The 16,169-nt window shown below is 60.1% G+C and carries 19 protein-coding genes; 9 read left to right on the top strand and 10 right to left on the bottom strand.

The genetic code is table 11. The features are described 5' to 3' along the window. Positions 1-51: 51 nt before the first annotated feature. Entirely contained in the window at positions 52-1,068 is a 1,017-nt protein-coding gene (locus CLR77_RS10395) for a histone deacetylase family protein (RefSeq protein WP_097460592.1), read from the top strand. 151 nt (positions 1,069-1,219) lie between these two features. Further along, entirely contained in the window at positions 1,220-2,830 is a 1,611-nt protein-coding gene (locus CLR77_RS10390) for a GMC family oxidoreductase (protein WP_097460591.1), read from the top strand. Here CLR77_RS10390 and CLR77_RS10385 read toward each other — a convergent pair. Then, positions 2,815-3,525 carry a haloacid dehalogenase type II gene (locus tag CLR77_RS10385; protein ID WP_097460590.1) on the bottom strand — a complete coding sequence of 237 codons (711 nt, stop codon included), beginning with the start codon at positions 3,523-3,525 and terminating at the stop codon, positions 2,815-2,817. The genes CLR77_RS10390 and CLR77_RS10385 overlap by 16 nt on opposite strands. A gap of 74 nt (positions 3,526-3,599) precedes the next feature. Between CLR77_RS10385 and CLR77_RS10380 the strand changes: the two genes are divergently transcribed. Then, positions 3,600-3,911, top strand: a complete 312-nt coding sequence (locus CLR77_RS10380) for a glutaredoxin family protein (protein WP_158227171.1) — start codon at positions 3,600-3,602, stop codon at positions 3,909-3,911. 80 nt (positions 3,912-3,991) lie between these two features. Next, the gene (locus tag CLR77_RS10375; RefSeq protein ID WP_097460588.1) at positions 3,992-4,654 is read left to right on the top strand and encodes a cupin domain-containing protein; all 663 of its coding nucleotides are present in this window, start codon (positions 3,992-3,994) and stop codon (positions 4,652-4,654) included. A 4-nt stretch (positions 4,655-4,658) separates the two neighbouring features. Here CLR77_RS10375 and CLR77_RS10370 read toward each other — a convergent pair whose 3' ends face one another. After that, positions 4,659-5,570, bottom strand: a complete 912-nt coding sequence (locus tag CLR77_RS10370) for a LysR family transcriptional regulator (protein ID WP_097460587.1) — start codon at positions 5,568-5,570, stop codon at positions 4,659-4,661. A 146-nt stretch (positions 5,571-5,716) separates the two neighbouring features. On the opposite strand from CLR77_RS10370, the gene CLR77_RS10365 reads away from it, so the two are divergent. The 5 genes from CLR77_RS10365 (at position 5,717) to djlA (ending at position 9,733) form a co-directional block, all read left to right on the top strand. Further along, a complete protein-coding gene (locus CLR77_RS10365) occupies positions 5,717-6,415 on the top strand; it encodes a pirin family protein (RefSeq protein ID WP_097460586.1) in 699 nt (232 codons plus the stop codon). Positions 6,416-6,487: 72 nt separating this feature from the next. Further along, positions 6,488-6,790 carry a GNAT family N-acetyltransferase gene (locus CLR77_RS10360; RefSeq protein WP_097460585.1) on the top strand — a complete coding sequence of 101 codons (303 nt, stop codon included), beginning with the start codon at positions 6,488-6,490 and terminating at the stop codon, positions 6,788-6,790. A gap of 411 nt (positions 6,791-7,201) precedes the next feature. Next, entirely contained in the window at positions 7,202-8,128 is a 927-nt protein-coding gene (locus CLR77_RS10355) for an ABC transporter ATP-binding protein (protein WP_097460584.1), read from the top strand. Then, positions 8,125-8,886 carry an ABC transporter permease gene (locus tag CLR77_RS10350; RefSeq protein WP_097460583.1) on the top strand — a complete coding sequence of 254 codons (762 nt, stop codon included), beginning with the start codon at positions 8,125-8,127 and terminating at the stop codon, positions 8,884-8,886. The genes CLR77_RS10355 and CLR77_RS10350 overlap by 4 nt, the downstream gene beginning before the upstream one ends. Before the next feature lie 61 nt (positions 8,887-8,947). Beyond that, complete coding sequence (gene djlA / locus CLR77_RS10345; protein WP_097460582.1) at positions 8,948-9,733, top strand: co-chaperone DjlA; 786 nt, start codon at positions 8,948-8,950, stop codon at positions 9,731-9,733. Here djlA and CLR77_RS10340 read toward each other — a convergent pair. From CLR77_RS10340 to atpD, 8 genes are all read right to left on the bottom strand, one after another. Further along, positions 9,708-10,547: a F0F1 ATP synthase subunit gamma gene (locus CLR77_RS10340; RefSeq protein ID WP_158227170.1), complete on the bottom strand. Its 840-nt coding sequence runs from the start codon at positions 10,545-10,547 to the stop codon at positions 9,708-9,710. The genes djlA and CLR77_RS10340 overlap by 26 nt on opposite strands. Then, positions 10,544-12,046: a F0F1 ATP synthase subunit alpha gene (locus tag CLR77_RS10335; RefSeq protein WP_097460580.1), complete on the bottom strand. Its 1,503-nt coding sequence runs from the start codon at positions 12,044-12,046 to the stop codon at positions 10,544-10,546. The genes CLR77_RS10340 and CLR77_RS10335 overlap by 4 nt, the downstream gene beginning before the upstream one ends. Continuing rightward, a complete protein-coding gene (locus CLR77_RS10330) occupies positions 12,039-12,785 on the bottom strand; it encodes a F0F1 ATP synthase subunit delta (protein ID WP_097460579.1) in 747 nt (248 codons plus the stop codon). The genes CLR77_RS10335 and CLR77_RS10330 overlap by 8 nt, the downstream gene beginning before the upstream one ends. Positions 12,786-12,809: 24 nt before the next feature. After that, the gene (gene atpE, locus CLR77_RS10325; RefSeq protein WP_097460578.1) at positions 12,810-13,076 is read right to left on the bottom strand and encodes an ATP synthase F0 subunit C; all 267 of its coding nucleotides are present in this window, start codon (positions 13,074-13,076) and stop codon (positions 12,810-12,812) included. A gap of 108 nt (positions 13,077-13,184) precedes the next feature. Further along, on the bottom strand, positions 13,185-13,856 hold the full coding sequence (locus CLR77_RS10320) for a F0F1 ATP synthase subunit A (protein WP_097460577.1): 672 nt from the start codon (positions 13,854-13,856) through the stop codon (positions 13,185-13,187). 27 nt (positions 13,857-13,883) lie between these two features. Continuing rightward, positions 13,884-14,156, bottom strand: a complete 273-nt coding sequence (locus CLR77_RS10315) for an AtpZ/AtpI family protein (protein WP_097460576.1) — start codon at positions 14,154-14,156, stop codon at positions 13,884-13,886. Beyond that, complete coding sequence (locus CLR77_RS10310; RefSeq protein WP_097460575.1) at positions 14,153-14,563, bottom strand: F0F1 ATP synthase subunit epsilon; 411 nt, start codon at positions 14,561-14,563, stop codon at positions 14,153-14,155. Before CLR77_RS10310 ends, CLR77_RS10315 begins: the two co-directional genes overlap by 4 nt. After that, the gene (gene atpD / locus CLR77_RS10305; protein ID WP_097460574.1) at positions 14,560-15,978 is read right to left on the bottom strand and encodes a F0F1 ATP synthase subunit beta; all 1,419 of its coding nucleotides are present in this window, start codon (positions 15,976-15,978) and stop codon (positions 14,560-14,562) included. Before atpD ends, CLR77_RS10310 begins: the two co-directional genes overlap by 4 nt. Between the last annotated feature and the right edge of the window lie 191 nt (positions 15,979-16,169).

Here is a 16,169-nt window from a genome sequence, read left to right as displayed (position 1 = left end):
GCTTAGGCGCTACCCTCGAACGTGACGCCAATGGAGAAGGGAGGCTAACTCATGCAGGTGTTCTATCACCCCGATCAGAAACGTCATGTTCCCCGTACCTATCTGTCCCGCGGCCAGATGCGGGCACCCCAGGAAATCCCCGAGCGCACTGAACATTTATTGGAAGGGCTGTCGCTGTCGGGATACAACGTCTCCCCACCCAGCGACCATGGGATGGCACCGATCTCCGCCATCCATGATCTGGGGTATCTGCGGTTTCTGGAATCCGCCCATCGCCGCTGGAAGGAGATTCCGGACGACTGGGGCGACGAGGTCATGTCCAATGTCTTCGTGCGCTCGCCAAATCCGCGGAAAGGGATTCTGGCTGAGGCTGCCTTTTACCTGGCGGATGGCAGTTGCCCTATCGGGCCCTTCACGTGGGACGCTGCCTACTGGTCAGCGCAATCGGCGTTATCCGCCGCGGACCGTATCCTGGCCGGCGACTCACGCGCCTATGCGCTGTGCCGGCCGCCGGGACACCATGCCCGTCGCGATGCGGCAGGCGGTTTCTGTTACCTGAACAATGCCGCTATCGCTGCCGAAGCCCTGCGCAAGAAATTTTCCCGCGTCGCCATCCTGGATACGGATATGCACCACGGGCAGGGCATTCAGGAAATCTTCTATGAGCGTAACGACGTGCTCTATATCTCGGTGCATGGCGATCCCACCAACTTCTATCCGGTGGTGGCGGGTTATGAGGAAGAGCGTGGTGCCGGAGCCGGCGAAGGTTTCAATATCAACCTGCCGATGCCGCATGGTTCGGATGAATCGGTGTTCTTCGCCCGTGTCGACGAAGCCATGACGGCGCTGAAGCTGTTCGCCCCCGATGTCTTGGTGCTGCCGCTGGGCTTTGATATCTATCGCGACGACCCGCAGGCAAAGGTCTCCGTCTCCACTGACGGCCTCCAGCGACTGGGGGCGCGTTTTGCCGACGCCGGCGTACCGACGTTGGTGGTGCAGGAAGGTGGTTATTATCTCGAAGGTCTGGCGCAGAATGTCGGTGCCTTCTTCAAGGGACTCAATGGGTAGATGTTCGGCGGTCTGAACGGCGTTCAAACCTGAACGCCGTTGTTTCCTCTGGAACTGATCCGGTATGACAGGGTGGCCGTCATGACCCGGCCGCCGATAGGGATGTCGTGTCTCGGCACTCCTTCAAAAACAACAACAAGAGGGTTTCAGGATGTCTGAATCGGTTACGGATTACGTCGTTATCGGTGGTGGTTCGGCAGGTTGCGTGCTGGCTGGCCGCTTGACGGAGGATGCAGGGACTTCGGTGACCTTGCTGGAGAGCGGTGCCGGCAAAGGCGACCACTGGCTGATCACGACACCGGCGGCAGTGGTCCTGATGGTGCCCAAGAAAATCAACAACTGGGCCTTCGAAACGGTGCCGCAGGACGGTCTCGACGGCCGAAAGGGATTTCAGCCCAGGGGCAAGGTGCTGGGTGGTTCATCGGCGATCAACGCCATGGTTTATATCCGGGGGCATCGCTCCGACTACGATCGCTGGGCCGAATTGGGCAATACCGGCTGGTCCTTCGACGAGGTCCTGCCTTACTTCAAGAAATCCGAGAACAATCACGACATTCACAACGACTGGCACGGTCGGGGTGGCCCTCTCAGTGTCAGCAAGCTGCAGACGGATAATCCTTTTCAGGATTACTACCTCGAGGCCGCGCGTCAGGTCGGTTATCCCATCAACGACGATTTCAACGGGCCCGAGCAGGAAGGTGTCGGCATCTATCAGGTTACCCAGCAGAACGGCGAACGCTGGAGCAGTTTTCGCGGCTATCTGCAGCCCCATCTGGGCAAGCGCTCGAATCTCCAGGTGGAAACCGGGGCCCATGTTCAGCGTATCCTGTTCGAGGGCAAGCGGGCGGTCGGTGTCGAATTTCGTCAGAACGGCCAGTTGCGGCAGGTGCGGGCGCGCAAGGAGGTGCTGCTCAGCGCCGGTGCCCTGCAGTCGCCCCAGGTGCTGATGCTGTCAGGAATCGGCGATGCCGACGAGTTGAAGGTCCACGGGATTCCTGTCGTTCATGATCTGCCGGAGGTGGGAAAGAACCTGCGTGACCACCCGGATTTCATCTTCGCCTACAAGTCGCGGGACGATAACCTGCTGGGTTTGTCACCCAAGGGGGGCTGGCACCTGCTAAAGCAGATTGCCCGCTATCGGCGAGAGCGGCGTGGACTGATTTCATCGAATTTCGCGGAAGGTGGTGGCTTCCTGAAAACGGACCCGTCGCTGGCGGCTCCCAACATCCAGTTGCACTTTGTGATAGCCCTGGTGGATGACCATGCGCGCACCCTGCACACCGGTCATGGTTTTTCCTGCCACGTCTGCCTGCTGCGGCCGAAAAGTGTCGGCAGTGTCCGCCTCAAGGACGCCAACGCTGACTCGGCGCCGCTGATCGACCCTGCCTTCCTGAAAGATCCGGATGATATGGCGCAGATGGTCGAGGGCTACAAGATGACCGAACGACTGATGAAGGCACCGGCCCTGGCGCGATTCATGACGGGAGACCTGTTTACCGCGAATGTAAAAAGTGACGACGAGATTCGTGCCATTCTGCGTAAGCGGGTGGATACGGTGTATCACCCCGTGGGTACCTGCCGCATGGGTGTCGACGATACCGCAGTGGTGGGGCCGGATCTCAAGGTGCGCGGGGTGGAGGGGCTGCGGGTAGTGGACGCGTCGATCATGCCGACCATTATCGGCGGCAATACCAATGCGCCGACCATCATGATTGCGGAAAAGGCGGTGGACCTGATCCGTGCCGATCAGCCTTCCAGCTGATCGGCGAGATCCATCAGGTCGCGGGCATGATAGGTGTTGTCTGGGTGAGGGCTGATGTCCTTGTCCCGGGAGGGGCCGAATTCCCGCGGCCGCTCGATGTAGGCGGTCTGTAATCCGCACTGGCGTGCTGCTTCAAGGTCTTCCTGATGGGCGGCGACCAGCATGACGGCCGACGGTGGCACATCGAACACCCTGGCCACACCAAGGTAGGTGTCCGGGTCAGGTTTGTACTTGCGGAAGACCTCGGCGGAGAGGATGCAGTCCCAGGGCAGCCCGGCGCGTTTCGCCATATTGGCGAGCAGGCCGAGATTGCCGTTGGAGAGGGTGCACAACATATAACGGGACTTCAGCCGGTGGAGTCCGGCCAGGGTGTCCGGCCAGGGATCGAGCCGGTGCCAGACCTTGTTGAGGTGGCGTTTCTGATCTTCGGTCAGCCCGGTGACGCCGAAGGTCTCCAGGATCTGGTCGAGGATCAGTCGGTGCAGGTCGTCGATCAGGGTCCAGCCGAGCTCGCCGGACATCACCCGTGCCATGGCTGGTTTGTAGCCGGCGCGCCATGCCAGGGCGAATGCATCTGCGTCGATGTTGAGGCCCAGGCTTTCCACTTCCCGGGCCACACTGCCATGCCAGTCGACCACAGTACCGAAGACGTCGAAAGCCAGAACCTGGATGGTTTCCCTGTCCGGGGTCGTCATGTTGCCTCCTGAATGACTAGAATATGGGGCGCCCCAATGCGGGTTCACTTTTCCACAAAGGCATCATAACTGCCATGAAAAAGACTGTCCTGTTGCTGATGGTCTGGCTGTTTTCGCTGCCCCTGCGGGCGGGGGAGGCCGCGACGGCGCAACCCTCGGTGTACATGTTTACTCAGGATTTCTGCCCGGCGTGCCTGGGTGCGGAGCAGTACTTCAGGGACCATCATATCCGTTACCTGTCCTTTGATATCGACAAGGACCCTAAAGCGCTGGCCATGTTTCGCCGTCTTGGCGCCAGGGGAACACCTTTCATCCTGGTCGGCGGCAAACCCATGACCGGGTTTGACCCGGCAGTTTTCCAGCGTCTCTACGATACGACCAGATAATTGATCTGGGTCGTGGTCCGTTGCCGTTCCGGCACCGTAAGCTGACATCAGGTTATTTCCCGCAAGGGAGAGGGGGAACCATGCAATTGAATGCCGATTTCACCCAGCGTGCCGTGATCCGGCCGGACGATTATCAGTGGGTACCATCGCCCGCAAAAGGGGTGGAACGTATGATGTTGGACCGGGTGGGTGATGAGGTTGCCCGTGCCACGTCGTTGGTCCGCTATCTACCCCAGTCGGCTTTCCCGGCCCATACCCATGGAGGGGGTGAGGAGTTTCTGGTGCTGGCGGGCGAATTCGCCGATGAACATGGACGCTATCCGGCCGGTACCTATGTGCGCAATCCCATCGGGACCCGCCACGCCCCCCGCATTGGAAAGGACGGTGCGCAGATACTCGTCAAACTTTGCCAGTTTTCCCCTGAGGACCAGGTACCGGTCGTGCGCGACACCCATCGCGGTCAGTGGTTGCCTGGGCGGGCACCGGGCGTGTCGGTACAACCGCTTCACCAGCATGGCGCCGAGCGTGTGGCGCTGGTGCGCTGGGCGCCGAACACCAGGTTCGATGCCCACTGCCATTGGGGTGGCGAAGAGATCTTTGTCTTGAACGGGACCTTCCATGACGAGCATGGCGCATACCCCCGGGGAAGCTGGCTGCGCAGCCCGCATCTCAGCCAGCATCGCCCCTATACCCTGGACGATGGCGCCTTGTTATTCGTCAAAACCGGCCACCTGACGGGCTGAAACGCTATTCGACCAGATCCCAGTAGGGCCGGTCTCCGAATCGCGCCTGCACGAATTTCACCAGAAGCCGGATCCGTGCCGAGAGATGCCGGTTGGGGGCATAGATCATGCGCAGGTATATAGGCTGCGCATGGTAGTCGGGGAGTACGGAGACCAGGCGACCCGTCTGCAGCTCCGGTCCGACAATAAAGGTTGGCAGCAGCGCAACTCCCAGGCCGTTGATGGCGGCGTCCCTCAGTACCTCCGCGTTGTTCGAGCAGAGCACTCCGTTAACCCTCACCTGAACGCTACCTTCCGGACCGAACAAGTGCCAGCTACCGCCTGCCAGTAGGTTACCGTAATGCAGGCAGGGGAGGGCTGACAGGTCCTGAATGGCCGCAGGGGTGCCGTGTTCCGCGAGAAAGTCCGGCGCCGCACACAGAATGCGTTTCACTTCGACGATTTCATGGTCGATCAGCGAGGGTTGCTCCCGGTGTTCCGCAATCCGGACCGTGATATCGAACCCTTCCGATACCGGGTCGACGAAGTGATCGTTTAGCGCCAGGTGCACCCGTATGCGCGGGTACCGTTTCATGAAATCGATCAGCGCCGGCCCCAGGTGCAGGATGCCGAAGGACATCGGGGCGTTGATCTTGATGTCGCCCTGGGGTTCTTCCTGATCAGACTGGATCTGATGTTCCGCTTCACTCAGCTCGTTGAGAATACTGCGGGCCCGCTCGTAAAAGGCCTGCCCCGCCGGGGTCAGCCCAACGTGGCGGGTGGTGCGGACCAGCAGACTCACCCCCAGATCGTCTTCCAGGTTAATGACCAGGCGATTCACTTGCGAGCGGGACAGGCCGAGTTCCCGCGCTGCCTGCGCAAAACTGCCGGATTCGACCACCTGTCGGAAGGCATTCAAGCTCGCAAATTTATCCATCGCCTGGTCTCCAAAAGATCGCATTACTTTGATTGTTGCATATTAGGCGACACAAAGGCTTATGTTGTATGTATTGTCTAATTTTATGCCTGGATTATGCTGTTCTCTAGCGACAAAGCGACGATACAACCCAAGGAGGAGACCTCATGTATATTCGGCGAGCAGCAGATCGTGGTGATGCCAGTTTCGGTTGGTTGAAGTCCAAGCATACGTTTTCCTTCGGCCACTATTTCGATCCGGCCCATATGGGGTTTGGCCCTTTGCGGGTCATCAACGAAGACCGGGTAACGCCGGGGGCCGGCTTCGATACCCATGGTCACCGGGACATGGAGATCATTTCCTATGTCATCGATGGCGCCCTGGAGCATAAGGACAGCCTGGGCACCGGCTCGATCATCGTGCCCGGTGAGGTGCAACGGATGACGGCCGGCACCGGTATTCGTCACAGCGAATACAACCATTCCGAGGAGGAACCGGTGCACTTCCTGCAAATCTGGATCATGCCTGCGGAACAGGGGCTGACGCCGAGCTACGAGCAGAAGGCGTTTGCGCCGGAGGAACTGGATGGACGGTTGCGGCTGGTCGGCAGTGCCGATGGGCGTGACGGCTCGGTGTTGATCCATCAGGACGTCAACCTCTATGCAGCGAAACTGGATGGTAGCGAACCTTTGGAACTGCCGATCGCAGCCGGCCGTATCGCCTGGGTACAGGTGGTTCGCGGTGGCCTTTCGCTGAACGGCGAAAAGCTGGCAACCGGTGACGGTGCTGCCTTGAAGGATGTCGATAGCCTACGGTTTACCGATGGCGATCGGGCTGAGATCCTGGTTTTCGATATGGTGGCTTAGTGGTTGCCCGGCGATGACGGGTTCTGGCTGGCAATGAGGCTTCCCAAAATAGGGAAGCCAGGGAGGCGTCAAATGAGCGATCTAACGGTATTGCAGGAAAATCTCGGCGAAAAAGGCCGCTATGTGGTCCGCCTGGACGGCATTGAGGAGCCAGCGGTGCTGGATTACCGCTGGCTGCGTAAGGATTTGATGGTGGCTGTTCATACCGGCGTACCTGATGCCATGCAGGGCAGGGGTGTGGGACGTGTGCTGGTGGAGCGTCTGATTGCAGACGCGCGGGCCGGCGGTTATCGGATCGTTCCCCAGTGTCCCTATGTGAGGGCACAGTACGAGCGGCACCCGGAATGGGCTGACGTGATGGCCGAGGCGCCCTGAGATGTCAGCCCGGGGACCATCCACAATGACCAGAAGATCTGGGGCATCACAGCGTTTGTGAAGCATTTGCCGGCCCTGACGCCCGAACAGTACGCGGCGATGACGGCAGGCTTCAAGGATGACGATTGAGCTGGCATGTTATGCTTGAAATCCCGAAAATCGTACCCACATCGCCCTGATGCGCGTTTGCTGTAGCTGTGTCGCGCCGAGTCCGTTTTGAAGGCGCCGCCATTTCCATTGCCGCCGCATGCTTGGCGGATCGCGTCGGAGCTGGTGTCTATCAATGCCGGCTTCATTCAGTAGTGATTCATCCCGTATTTTATCGACGGTGCTCTTTGAGCCGCGTTTTCCGGGGAGCGTTGTTAGCGAACTGGCTACAGCGTTTCTGCTATTCACTCAATAGGAGGTCCTGTGCAGCCGATCATCTCGGTCAACAACCTGAGCAAGACCTACGATACCGGTTTCCAGGCGCTCAAGGGCGTTAACCTGGCCATCAATCCGGGCGAGATTTTCGCCCTGCTCGGTCCCAACGGGGCGGGCAAAACCACCATGATCAGCATTGTTTGCGGCATCGTAAACGCCACTCAGGGACAGGTACTGGCCGGTGGCCACGATATCCGTCGCGAGTATCGTGCCGCCCGCTCGATGATTGGGCTGGTGCCCCAGGAATTGTCGACGGATGCCTTCGAAAGCGTCCTGGCGACGGTTTCTTTCAGCCGCGGCCTGTTCGGGAAGCCGCCAAATCCGGCCTATATCGAGAAGCTGTTGCGAGACCTCTCCCTTTGGGACAAGCGGAATTCGCGCATCATGGAGCTTTCCGGGGGTATGAAGCGGCGGGTCATGATCGCCAAGGCACTCTCCCATGAGCCGAAAATCCTGTTTCTCGACGAACCGACCGCCGGTGTCGATGTCGAGCTGCGCCGGGATATGTGGGAACTGGTGCGGGGTTTGCGCGACAACGGCGTTACCATCATCCTGACCACTCACTATATCGAGGAGGCCGAAGAAATGGCCGACCGTATCGGGGTGATCAACAAGGGCGAGATCGTCCTGGTGGAGGAAAAGCATGCCCTGATGGAAAAACTGGGCAAGAAGCAGCTCCGGCTGCACCTGCAGAATCCGCTGGATCAGATTCCCGCCGAGCTGAGCGGGCTGCCGCTGGAACTGACGAACGAAGGCAATGAGCTGGTGTACACCTTCGATAGTCAAAGCGAACATACCGGCATTGCCGGTCTCCTGCGCCAGCTGAACAGCCATGGCATCGATTTCAAGGATCTGAGTTCGCGGGAGAGCTCTCTGGAAGAGATCTTCGTTAATCTGGTAAGGGGACGCTCATGAATCTTCATGGAGTCAGCGCGCTCTATAAGTTCGAGATGGCGCGCAGCCGGCGTACGCTGATGCAGAGCATCGCCTCGCCGGTGATATCCACATCGCTTTATTTCGTCGTATTCGGTTCCGCTATCGGTTCGCACATGACGGAAATCGACGGTATCAGCTACGGTGCCTTCATCATTCCCGGCCTGATGATGCTGGCATTGCTGACCCAAAGTATCGCCAATGCATCCTTCGGCATCTACATGCCGAAGTTCACCGGCACCATTTACGAAATCCTGTCGGCGCCGATCTCCCATCTGGAAATGTTGATCGGCTATGTGGGGGCGGCGGCGACCAAGTCGATCATCCTTGGATTGATTATCCTGCTGACCGCTCGCTTCTTTGTCACCTACAGCGTTGAGCATCCGATATGGATGATCGGCTTCCTGATCCTGACCTCGATCACGTTCAGCCTGTTTGGCTTTATCATCGGTGTCTGGGCGGATGGCTTCGAGAAGCTGCAGTTGATACCGTTGATGGTTATCACGCCGCTGACATTCCTGGGCGGTAGCTTCTATTCGATCAAGATGCTGCCGCCGTTCTGGCAGACGGTTTCCCTGTTCAACCCGGTGGTCTACCTGATCAACGGTTTTCGCTGGAGCTTTTATGGCGTTTCCGACGTCAATGTCGGGATCAGTCTGGGGATGACGCTGGTGTTCATGGCGGCCTGCATCGCTGCCATCAGCTGGATCTTCAAAACGGGCTACCGACTCAAGTCCTGAGGTGCCGAGAAGTGTCGGCGCACAGAGACCTCCTTCTTTTCGGCATAGGTTTGACCTGACGATGTACATTCTGATGATTGTGTTGGGCCTGATCGGCTTCGATATCGGGCGTTTCCCGGGGCTGATCGTCGGCGTGGCGCTGGGCTATTGGCTGTCCAAGAAGGCCCGTCGCATTAACCTGAACGTGCAGGGCGGCCTGGCCCAGGCGCAGTCCCAGTATATGGAGTCGACCTTCGCCGTCATGGGGGCCATGTGTAAGGCCGATGGCGTTATCACGCGGGAGGAGATTCAGGCGGCGGAGGTGCTGTTCGATCGCTTCCGTCTCTCTCCGGAGAATCGCGAACGGGCCAAGCAGGCGTTCAATCGCGGCAAGTCGGCGGATTTCGACCTGGATGCGGAACTTGCCAAGGTGATGCAACTGACCCACGGCCATCGCGTGCTGTTGCAGATGTTCCTGCAGGTTCAGTTGACCGCGATCGCCGCCGACGGCCAGATGCACCCGGCCGAGCACCAGATGCTGCTGCGGGTGGCACGCGGGTTGGGATTGACAGAAGCCGAGGTGCGTCAGCTCGAAGCCATGCTCCGCGGTGCCTCGGCGCAAGGCGGGGCTGGCAGTCAGACGTCGAGCCGTCAGCAGATCGATGATGCCTACGAGGTGCTGGGCGTATCGCCCTCGGATAGCGACGAAGAGATCAAGAAGGCCTACCGCCGTCTGATGAGCCAGAACCATCCGGACAAGCTGGCCAGTAAGGGGCTGCCGGAAAGTATGCGTGACATGGCGGAGCAGAAAACCCGCGAAATCACCCATGCCTATGACGTGATCAAGGCCGCCCGGGCGACTCCGTAGCCTCGGAGTCCGGTTCTGCGCTGAGCAGGATGACCTCGATTTCTTCCGTAATTTCCTCCTGGCGCAGGGTGTTCAGTTTCTGGCCCAGGGTGCTGACATTCTCCTGCAAATGTCGCACCGCGCCCTCCAGATGCTGAACCCGGCGATGGTTTTCCGCCAACAGTGCGCTGTACAGCATGCGGTTGAGCGATGCGAGCACATACTGCTCTGTCAGGCCGGCGAAAAATTCAGTGGGTGACAGGTTGAGATAGGGCGGCAGCCCCCGTGCAGGTTGTGCCGGTAAATTCGCAAATGGCGGCAGCAGCGCGGTCAATGTCGGTGCTTCCCGATTGTCGGCTTGATAAAGTACCGACAATGACAGGGAGCCCACCTCCCGGGAAAGGCTTGCAAGCGTGTCGGTCAGCTTTCCCAGCACGTCGCTGGTTTCCTCGGCGATATTCGAGCCCGGCAGCAGGGTCAGGTGGTCGTGATGTTCTGCCAGCAGGGCCTCCAGCTTGCGTCCGACGGCAATCACCGGCCCGTCGGTCACCGGCAGCACCGGTAGCAGGCGCTCGTTGAAATCCCCGCAAAACCCCCGCTCTGAGCCGATAACCACTGTGACGGTCGTCCCTGGTTGTTTGGCACGAAATTCCGGGTGAAAAGCGAGAAACGTCGCGGCGGCGTTTTCAATCTGCTGCACCAGTCCGTGCAAGTTGCTGATCATGTTGCCGATCTTGCGGGTTTCCATAAAGGCCAGGGCCTTGATCGACCCGAGAATCTTGTTGAGGTCGTTCAGCTGATGCCGCTGCCATTCGAGATCGTGCCTTCGGCTCATGAGGCCTCCGTTTCCGCAGCCGGATACCACCGGCGTAGGGCATCCAGCCATTCCTCGCGGGCACTGTCCACGGTCAATGTGGTCGTGGCTACCCGGTTGGTCAGGTCGGTCATCCGTGTATCCAACCCAGCGGCTTCAAGGCCGTCGAAAAAACGCTCATTGAAGGCGATCAACCAGGCCAGTTGCACGTTTTCCGACAGCGGTGCCAGCCGCTCCTGTTTCAGCATCTGGCGCAGGGCTCGGCCACGCCGGATCGCGGCTTCCATACTGGCCTCCAGTCGTGCGCCGAAGCGGGTGAAAATCTCCAACTCCAGGAACTGTAGATAGTCCAGCTTCATGCGGCCCGCTTCGCGCTTGATGGCCGGGTGTTGCGCCTTACCGCCGATCCGGGAGACCGAGCGGGCGATATCGATGGCCGGCCGGAATCCCGCGGTAAACAGTTGTCGCTCCAGGTAAATCTGACCATCGGTGATGGAAATGAGGTTAGTCGGGATATAGGCGGCGATTTCCCCTTGCAGGGTTTCGACAATGGGTAGTGCCGTCATGCTGCCGCCGCCGTAATGGGGGTTGAGGTTGGTGGCACGTTCCAGCAACTGGGCGTGTACCGAGAAGATGTCGCCGGGGTAGGCTTCGCGGCCCGGCGGGCGGCGAAGCAGCAGCGAGAGTTCGCGGTAGGTTTTTGCGTGGGTCGACAGGTCGTCGTAGACCACCAGGGTGTCTTTCCCCTGTTGCATCCAATACTCCGCCAGGGCGCAGCCTGCAAAAGGTGCCCAGTGTTGCAGGCCGGGCAGGGCGCTGGCTTCGGCGACGATGACCGTCGTGTAGGCAAGGGCGTCGAAGCGGCGGAGTGTGTCGATGACGTTGACCACGGTGGAACGTTTCTGGCCAATCAGCACATAGATGCAGAGGATGTCGCGTCCACGCTGGTTGATGACTGCATCCAGCGCGATCGAGGTGCGTCCCAGCCCTTCGTCCCCGATCAGCAACTGGCGCTGCCCTCGGCCGATGGGTACCAGGGCATCGATGATCTTGATACCGGTATAGAGCGGGCGATTCACCACTTCCCGGGCGATAATCGGTGGCGACCGTCGTTGCAGTGGCTGCCGGCGTACGACCTCCGGTTCCGGTTTTCCGTCCAGCGGACGCCCGAGGGGATCCACCACCCGGCCAATCAGGTTGGTGCCAGCCGGGATGCTTAGGGCATGGTCGCTGCGGTGGACGGCGGTGCCCGCTGTGAGGCGGGGTGTCTGATGCAGCATGACCGCGCCGATGCGGAATTCGCTGAGATCGAAGACAAAACCCTGACTGCCGTCTTCGAACAGGAGGATGTCGTCCAGCGCGGCCGAAGGCAGGCCGGCCACCCAGGCAATGCCGTCGCCGACGGACAGGACTTCACCCCGTTCAAGCAGGCGCACGTTGAAGCGGTAATCGGCGACCCAGTCAGCCTGCCGCTGCAACGGCGTAGTGTGCTTCGCCGTTTTGGGGACCGGCTTATCCATGGCGGACGAACTCCGTGAAACCGCGCAGTTCGTCTTTCAGGTTGGCTTGTAACATCCAACTGCCGAGGGTGATGCGCAGGCCAGCCAACAGGTCGGACGACTGCCGGAAAACAACCGGCACGGAGAGGTCAGCTGCCGCCTTAAGGGTTTCCGACAGGGCTTGTTGGCGCGCCTGGGTCAGCGGGTAGGCGCTCTCCACCAGGATATCAGTCGGCGGGGCACTCCAGGTTTGGCTCAGAGCAATGCCATCGTCCGCGGTGGGTGCCGACAGCCGCTGGAGTGTGAGGTCGATCAGCAGGTCTTCCAGTGCGGGGCCGGCCATTTGTTCCAGTAATCGAGTCGCGAAGGCTGCGGCCAGCTCCAGCGCTGTGGCTTCGCTTTCACGTTGTTTTTCCTGCTGTTGATGCTCCAGTGTCAGCTGCGCCTTGTCGCGGACCTTCGCCAGCTCGGCGTTCAGCGCCTGCAGACGCTGTGTCCTCAATGCGTCGATTTCGGCGTCCAGATCCAGTCTTGCCCGCTCACGTTCCTGTTGCCAGTCGCTCAGTCGGCTTTCGTATTGCTGACGCAACGCTTCTCCGTCCTCCCGCAGTTTGCCGGCTTCGTCCACCTGGGCCCGAATGGCGGCCTGTCGGCGGGCGATCACGGACATCACCGGGCGGTAGAGAAAGCGCTGCAGGATCCAGATCAGGACCAGGAAATTGACGATTTCCAGGAAGAAGGTCGATGCGTTCAGCTCCACGTTCTAAGCCTCTGTGAGTCGTGGCTATTTCAGCAGGTATTCCAGCAACGGATTGCGGAACAGCACGATCAGTACGATAACCAGCACATAGATGGCGAGGGACTCGATCATGGCCAGGCCAATGAACAGGGTTCGCATGATCGACCGTTCCGCCTCCGGTTGACGGGCGAGGGCTTCGAGGGCCTGACTGATGGCGCGCCCCATCGCCTGGGCTGGGCCGATAACGCCGATGGCGATGGCTAGAGTCACGGCCACCGTGGAGGCGGTGGAAAAGGTTGCCAGGTCTGTCATTGTCGTTTCTCGCTATGTTGCCAATTTGGGGAGGTGCGCGTCGGGCCTCACTTCGAGATACCTGCCCGCACTCTCTGTCTGTTCACTCAGCGCCAGAGGCTCAAAACATCACAACTCACCCTGGGACTGCATACCACCCGCCACATAAATCAGTGCCAGCATCCCGAAGATATAGGCCTGTACCAGCGCCTCGACGATATGCAGCATCAGGATGGGGACCGGTGCCAGAAAGCCCGCGACCACCAGGATCAACAGGGCGGCCATCTCCAGGCTCATCATATTGCCGAACAGGCGTACCGCCAGGGCGACGGTGCGACTGACTTCGCTGATCAGGTTGAAGGGCAGTAACAGCGGATTGGGTGCCAGGAAATGCCGCATATAGCCGCGCCAGCCCTGTATCCGGACGCCATACCAGTGGACCGAGAGAAACACCAGGAAGGCGAGGGCGGCGGTCGTCGACAGATCCCGGGTCGGGGCATGAAGGCCGGGGACAAGGCCCGTCAGGTTGGCGATCACCAGGAAAATCCAGAGACTGCCGACGAACGGCATAATCCGCGCCCCGTGGCTGGGTTCGACCTCGATAACGGCATTTTCGATGGCGCTGACGATGCCTTCCAGAACCGTTTGCAGCCGTCCCGGCTCCTCTTGCAGACGCGAGCGGGCAATCAGGCAGAACAGCGTAATCACCAGCATCGTGATCCAGGTGGTGATCACGGTGCTGGTGATGATCAGCGGTCCGAGCTGAAAAACCACGCCGGGGCTCAGGGCTGAGCTTTCCATGCATGCTCTCCTGTTGATGGCCTCATCTCAAGGCTCCTTGAGCGTCCGGTAGACACTGTAAATGCCCACCGCGACGCCGACGATGATCAGGCTTAGGGTCCAGCGCATCGAATAACCCGACATCAGGCTGTCCAGCCAGCGGCCCAGATAGGCTCCCGCCACCACCGGCAGCACGAAGACCAGGCCGAGGGTGCCCACATGGACGGTTTCCGCAAGCAGAGAGCGGCGCTCCCGTTTTGCCCTGTCCAGGCGTTGACCCTGACGCCGGATACGGCGTTCCAGTTCGTCGTCCTGTTTCACGGTCTAAAGCGGTCCTGACGCTGAACATCGTAGAGACGGCGCAGGATTTCATCTTCCATATGCCGCAGGCTGGCGCGCACCGTCAGCAGGTTGTCTTCTTCGGCGTCGAGCGTTTCCCGCAGGCGAGTTGCCACGGCTTCGTAATCGTCGCCCCGGAAATAGCGACGGGTAGAGAGCGTGACCCTATTGTTGTCGACGACCAGAAGTCCACCGGGTAGCGCCAGGTATTCCCATGCCTCATCCTCCCGGCGGAAACGGACCAGGCCGGTCAGGAGTATGGTCATAAAAGGGGCATGATTGGCCCGGATGGAAAAACTGCCAGAGGCATCCTCGCCGACGAGGGAGGAAACGTCCGGGATTTCCTCGACGTGTCGACTGTCCTGCAGGACCAACAGAAAACGGTTCATGGCTGGCCTCCCTTGAGGCTGCCCCGCATGTAGCAGCGTTCCTCGGGCAGGTCGTCGTAATTGCCGCGTAGAAAGGCTTCGCAGTCATCCAACGTATCCGACAACGGTACTGACACACCTGCTATGCCGGTATGGGCTGTCGTGACGGCGAAGGGCTGGGTCAGGTAGCGTTCCAGCTTGCGTGTCCGCATGACGACTTGGCGATCCTGGGGGGACAGCTCTTCGATACCGAGCATGGCGATGATGTCTTCCAGTTCGCGGTATCGGGAGAAATGCTCGCGAACACCCTCGGCGATTTGGTAGTGACGATCGCCCAGGGTGTACTTGTCCATCAATTTGCTGGTCGATTGCAGTGGATCGACCGCGGGATAGATACCTTTGGCAGCCTGGGCCCTGGAAAGGATGACGGTGGTATCCAGGTGGCTGAGGATGGCGTTTACGGCGGGATCGGTCATGTCGTCCGCCGGCACGTAAACGGCCTGGACTGCGGTAATGGAGCCCTGGCGGGTGGTCTGGATGCGGTCCTGCAGTTCCGCCACCTCGGTGGTGAGCGTGGGCTGGTAGCCCACGGTTGCCGGCATGCGGCCGAGCAGGCTGGACACTTCGCTGCCGGCCTGGGCGTAGCGGAAGATGTTGTCCATCACGAACAGGACTTCCTTCTGCATGGTGTCGCGCAGGTATTCGGCATAGGTGAGGGCCGACAGGCCGACACGGAAACGAACGCCGGGGGATTCGTCCATCTGACCGAACAGCATGGCCGTCTGCGGCATAACGCCCGCCTGGTCCATCTCCTGCCAGAGTTCGTGGGCCTCGCGGATACGCTCGCCGATGCCGGCGAACACGGAAACCCCCTCGTGCAGGGTGGCGACGGCATGCATGAACTCCATGATCAGCACCGTCTTGCCGACGCCGGCGCCGCCGAACAGTCCCGTTTTTCCGCCGCGAATGAAAGGACAAAGCAGATCGATGACCTTGATGCCGGTTTCCAGAACGCTGCCAGTGGCGATGGCGTCCTCAAGGGCGACAGGCTCGCCGTGGATATTGCGATAGTGGGTCGCCGGCAGGGGCGGGCCGCCATCGAGAGGCTCACCGAAGATATTCAGCAGACGCCCGAGACAACTGGGGTCGACAGGCACATGCAGTGGTGCGCCGGTGTCGTGCACCGCCATACCACGGCTCAGGCCAGAGGTGCTGTGTAGCGTAATCGCCCGGACGTGATGTTCGTCGAGATGTTGATGAACCTCGAACAGGCAGCGCTCACCGGCGATCGGCGCGCAGAGCGCCTGGCGCAACGGAGGGAGCTTGTCGCAGCGCATCACGGCCACCGGACCATGGACGGCCGTGATCTGGCCGATCACCGGCCAGTCTGCGGGGGCGTCCTCTGGGGCACTGATCGATGCGCTGGGCGTCGCCATGGCGAATATTCGCTACAGAATGAGGGACATACCGCATTAGAAAACGCGTGCAGAATAAATGCTTTGATCCTGATCAGGAGAGCGCCTCAATCTGGCCCAATGACAGGGCGGAGGCGTTAAACTGTGGCGGGCGTAAAGCTGGGAGCGAACGCTAAGTCTATGAGTCGCTGCGCATTGGAATGGCAGTTATG

The sequence above is a fragment of the Mangrovitalea sediminis genome (genome assembly GCF_002514725.1).
GTDB lineage: Bacteria > Pseudomonadota > Gammaproteobacteria > Pseudomonadales > Oleiphilaceae > Mangrovitalea > Mangrovitalea sediminis.
Note: the sequence above shows the minus strand (reverse complement) of the source record. Positions and strands in the feature narration are given on the sequence as shown.

What these genes read in the sequence shown, in the direction of transcription:
- djlA (WP_097460582.1), top strand. Translation starts at nt 8,948, where the DNA reads ATGTACATTCTGATGATTGTGTTGGGCCTGATCGGCTTCGATATCGGG.
- CLR77_RS10365 (WP_097460586.1), top strand. Translation starts at nt 5,717, where the DNA reads ATGTATATTCGGCGAGCAGCAGATCGTGGTGATGCCAGTTTCGGTTGG.
- atpD (WP_097460574.1), bottom strand. Translation starts at nt 15,978, where the DNA reads ATGGCGACGCCCAGCGCATCGATCAGTGCCCCAGAGGACGCCCCCGCA.
- CLR77_RS10370 (WP_097460587.1), bottom strand. Translation starts at nt 5,570, where the DNA reads ATGGATAAATTTGCGAGCTTGAATGCCTTCCGACAGGTGGTCGAATCC.
- CLR77_RS10380 (WP_158227171.1), top strand. Translation starts at nt 3,600, where the DNA reads ATGAAAAAGACTGTCCTGTTGCTGATGGTCTGGCTGTTTTCGCTGCCC.
- CLR77_RS10320 (WP_097460577.1), bottom strand. Translation starts at nt 13,856, where the DNA reads ATGGAAAGCTCAGCCCTGAGCCCCGGCGTGGTTTTTCAGCTCGGACCG.
- CLR77_RS10360 (WP_097460585.1), top strand. Translation starts at nt 6,488, where the DNA reads ATGAGCGATCTAACGGTATTGCAGGAAAATCTCGGCGAAAAAGGCCGC.
- CLR77_RS10340 (WP_158227170.1), bottom strand. Translation starts at nt 10,547, where the DNA reads ATGAGCCGAAGGCACGATCTCGAATGGCAGCGGCATCAGCTGAACGAC.
- CLR77_RS10395 (WP_097460592.1), top strand. Translation starts at nt 52, where the DNA reads ATGCAGGTGTTCTATCACCCCGATCAGAAACGTCATGTTCCCCGTACC.
- CLR77_RS10350 (WP_097460583.1), top strand. Translation starts at nt 8,125, where the DNA reads ATGAATCTTCATGGAGTCAGCGCGCTCTATAAGTTCGAGATGGCGCGC.
- CLR77_RS10390 (WP_097460591.1), top strand. Translation starts at nt 1,220, where the DNA reads ATGTCTGAATCGGTTACGGATTACGTCGTTATCGGTGGTGGTTCGGCA.
- CLR77_RS10375 (WP_097460588.1), top strand. Translation starts at nt 3,992, where the DNA reads ATGCAATTGAATGCCGATTTCACCCAGCGTGCCGTGATCCGGCCGGAC.
- CLR77_RS10310 (WP_097460575.1), bottom strand. Translation starts at nt 14,563, where the DNA reads ATGAACCGTTTTCTGTTGGTCCTGCAGGACAGTCGACACGTCGAGGAA.
- CLR77_RS10385 (WP_097460590.1), bottom strand. Translation starts at nt 3,525, where the DNA reads ATGACGACCCCGGACAGGGAAACCATCCAGGTTCTGGCTTTCGACGTC.
- CLR77_RS10335 (WP_097460580.1), bottom strand. Translation starts at nt 12,046, where the DNA reads ATGGATAAGCCGGTCCCCAAAACGGCGAAGCACACTACGCCGTTGCAG.
- atpE (WP_097460578.1), bottom strand. Translation starts at nt 13,076, where the DNA reads ATGACAGACCTGGCAACCTTTTCCACCGCCTCCACGGTGGCCGTGACT.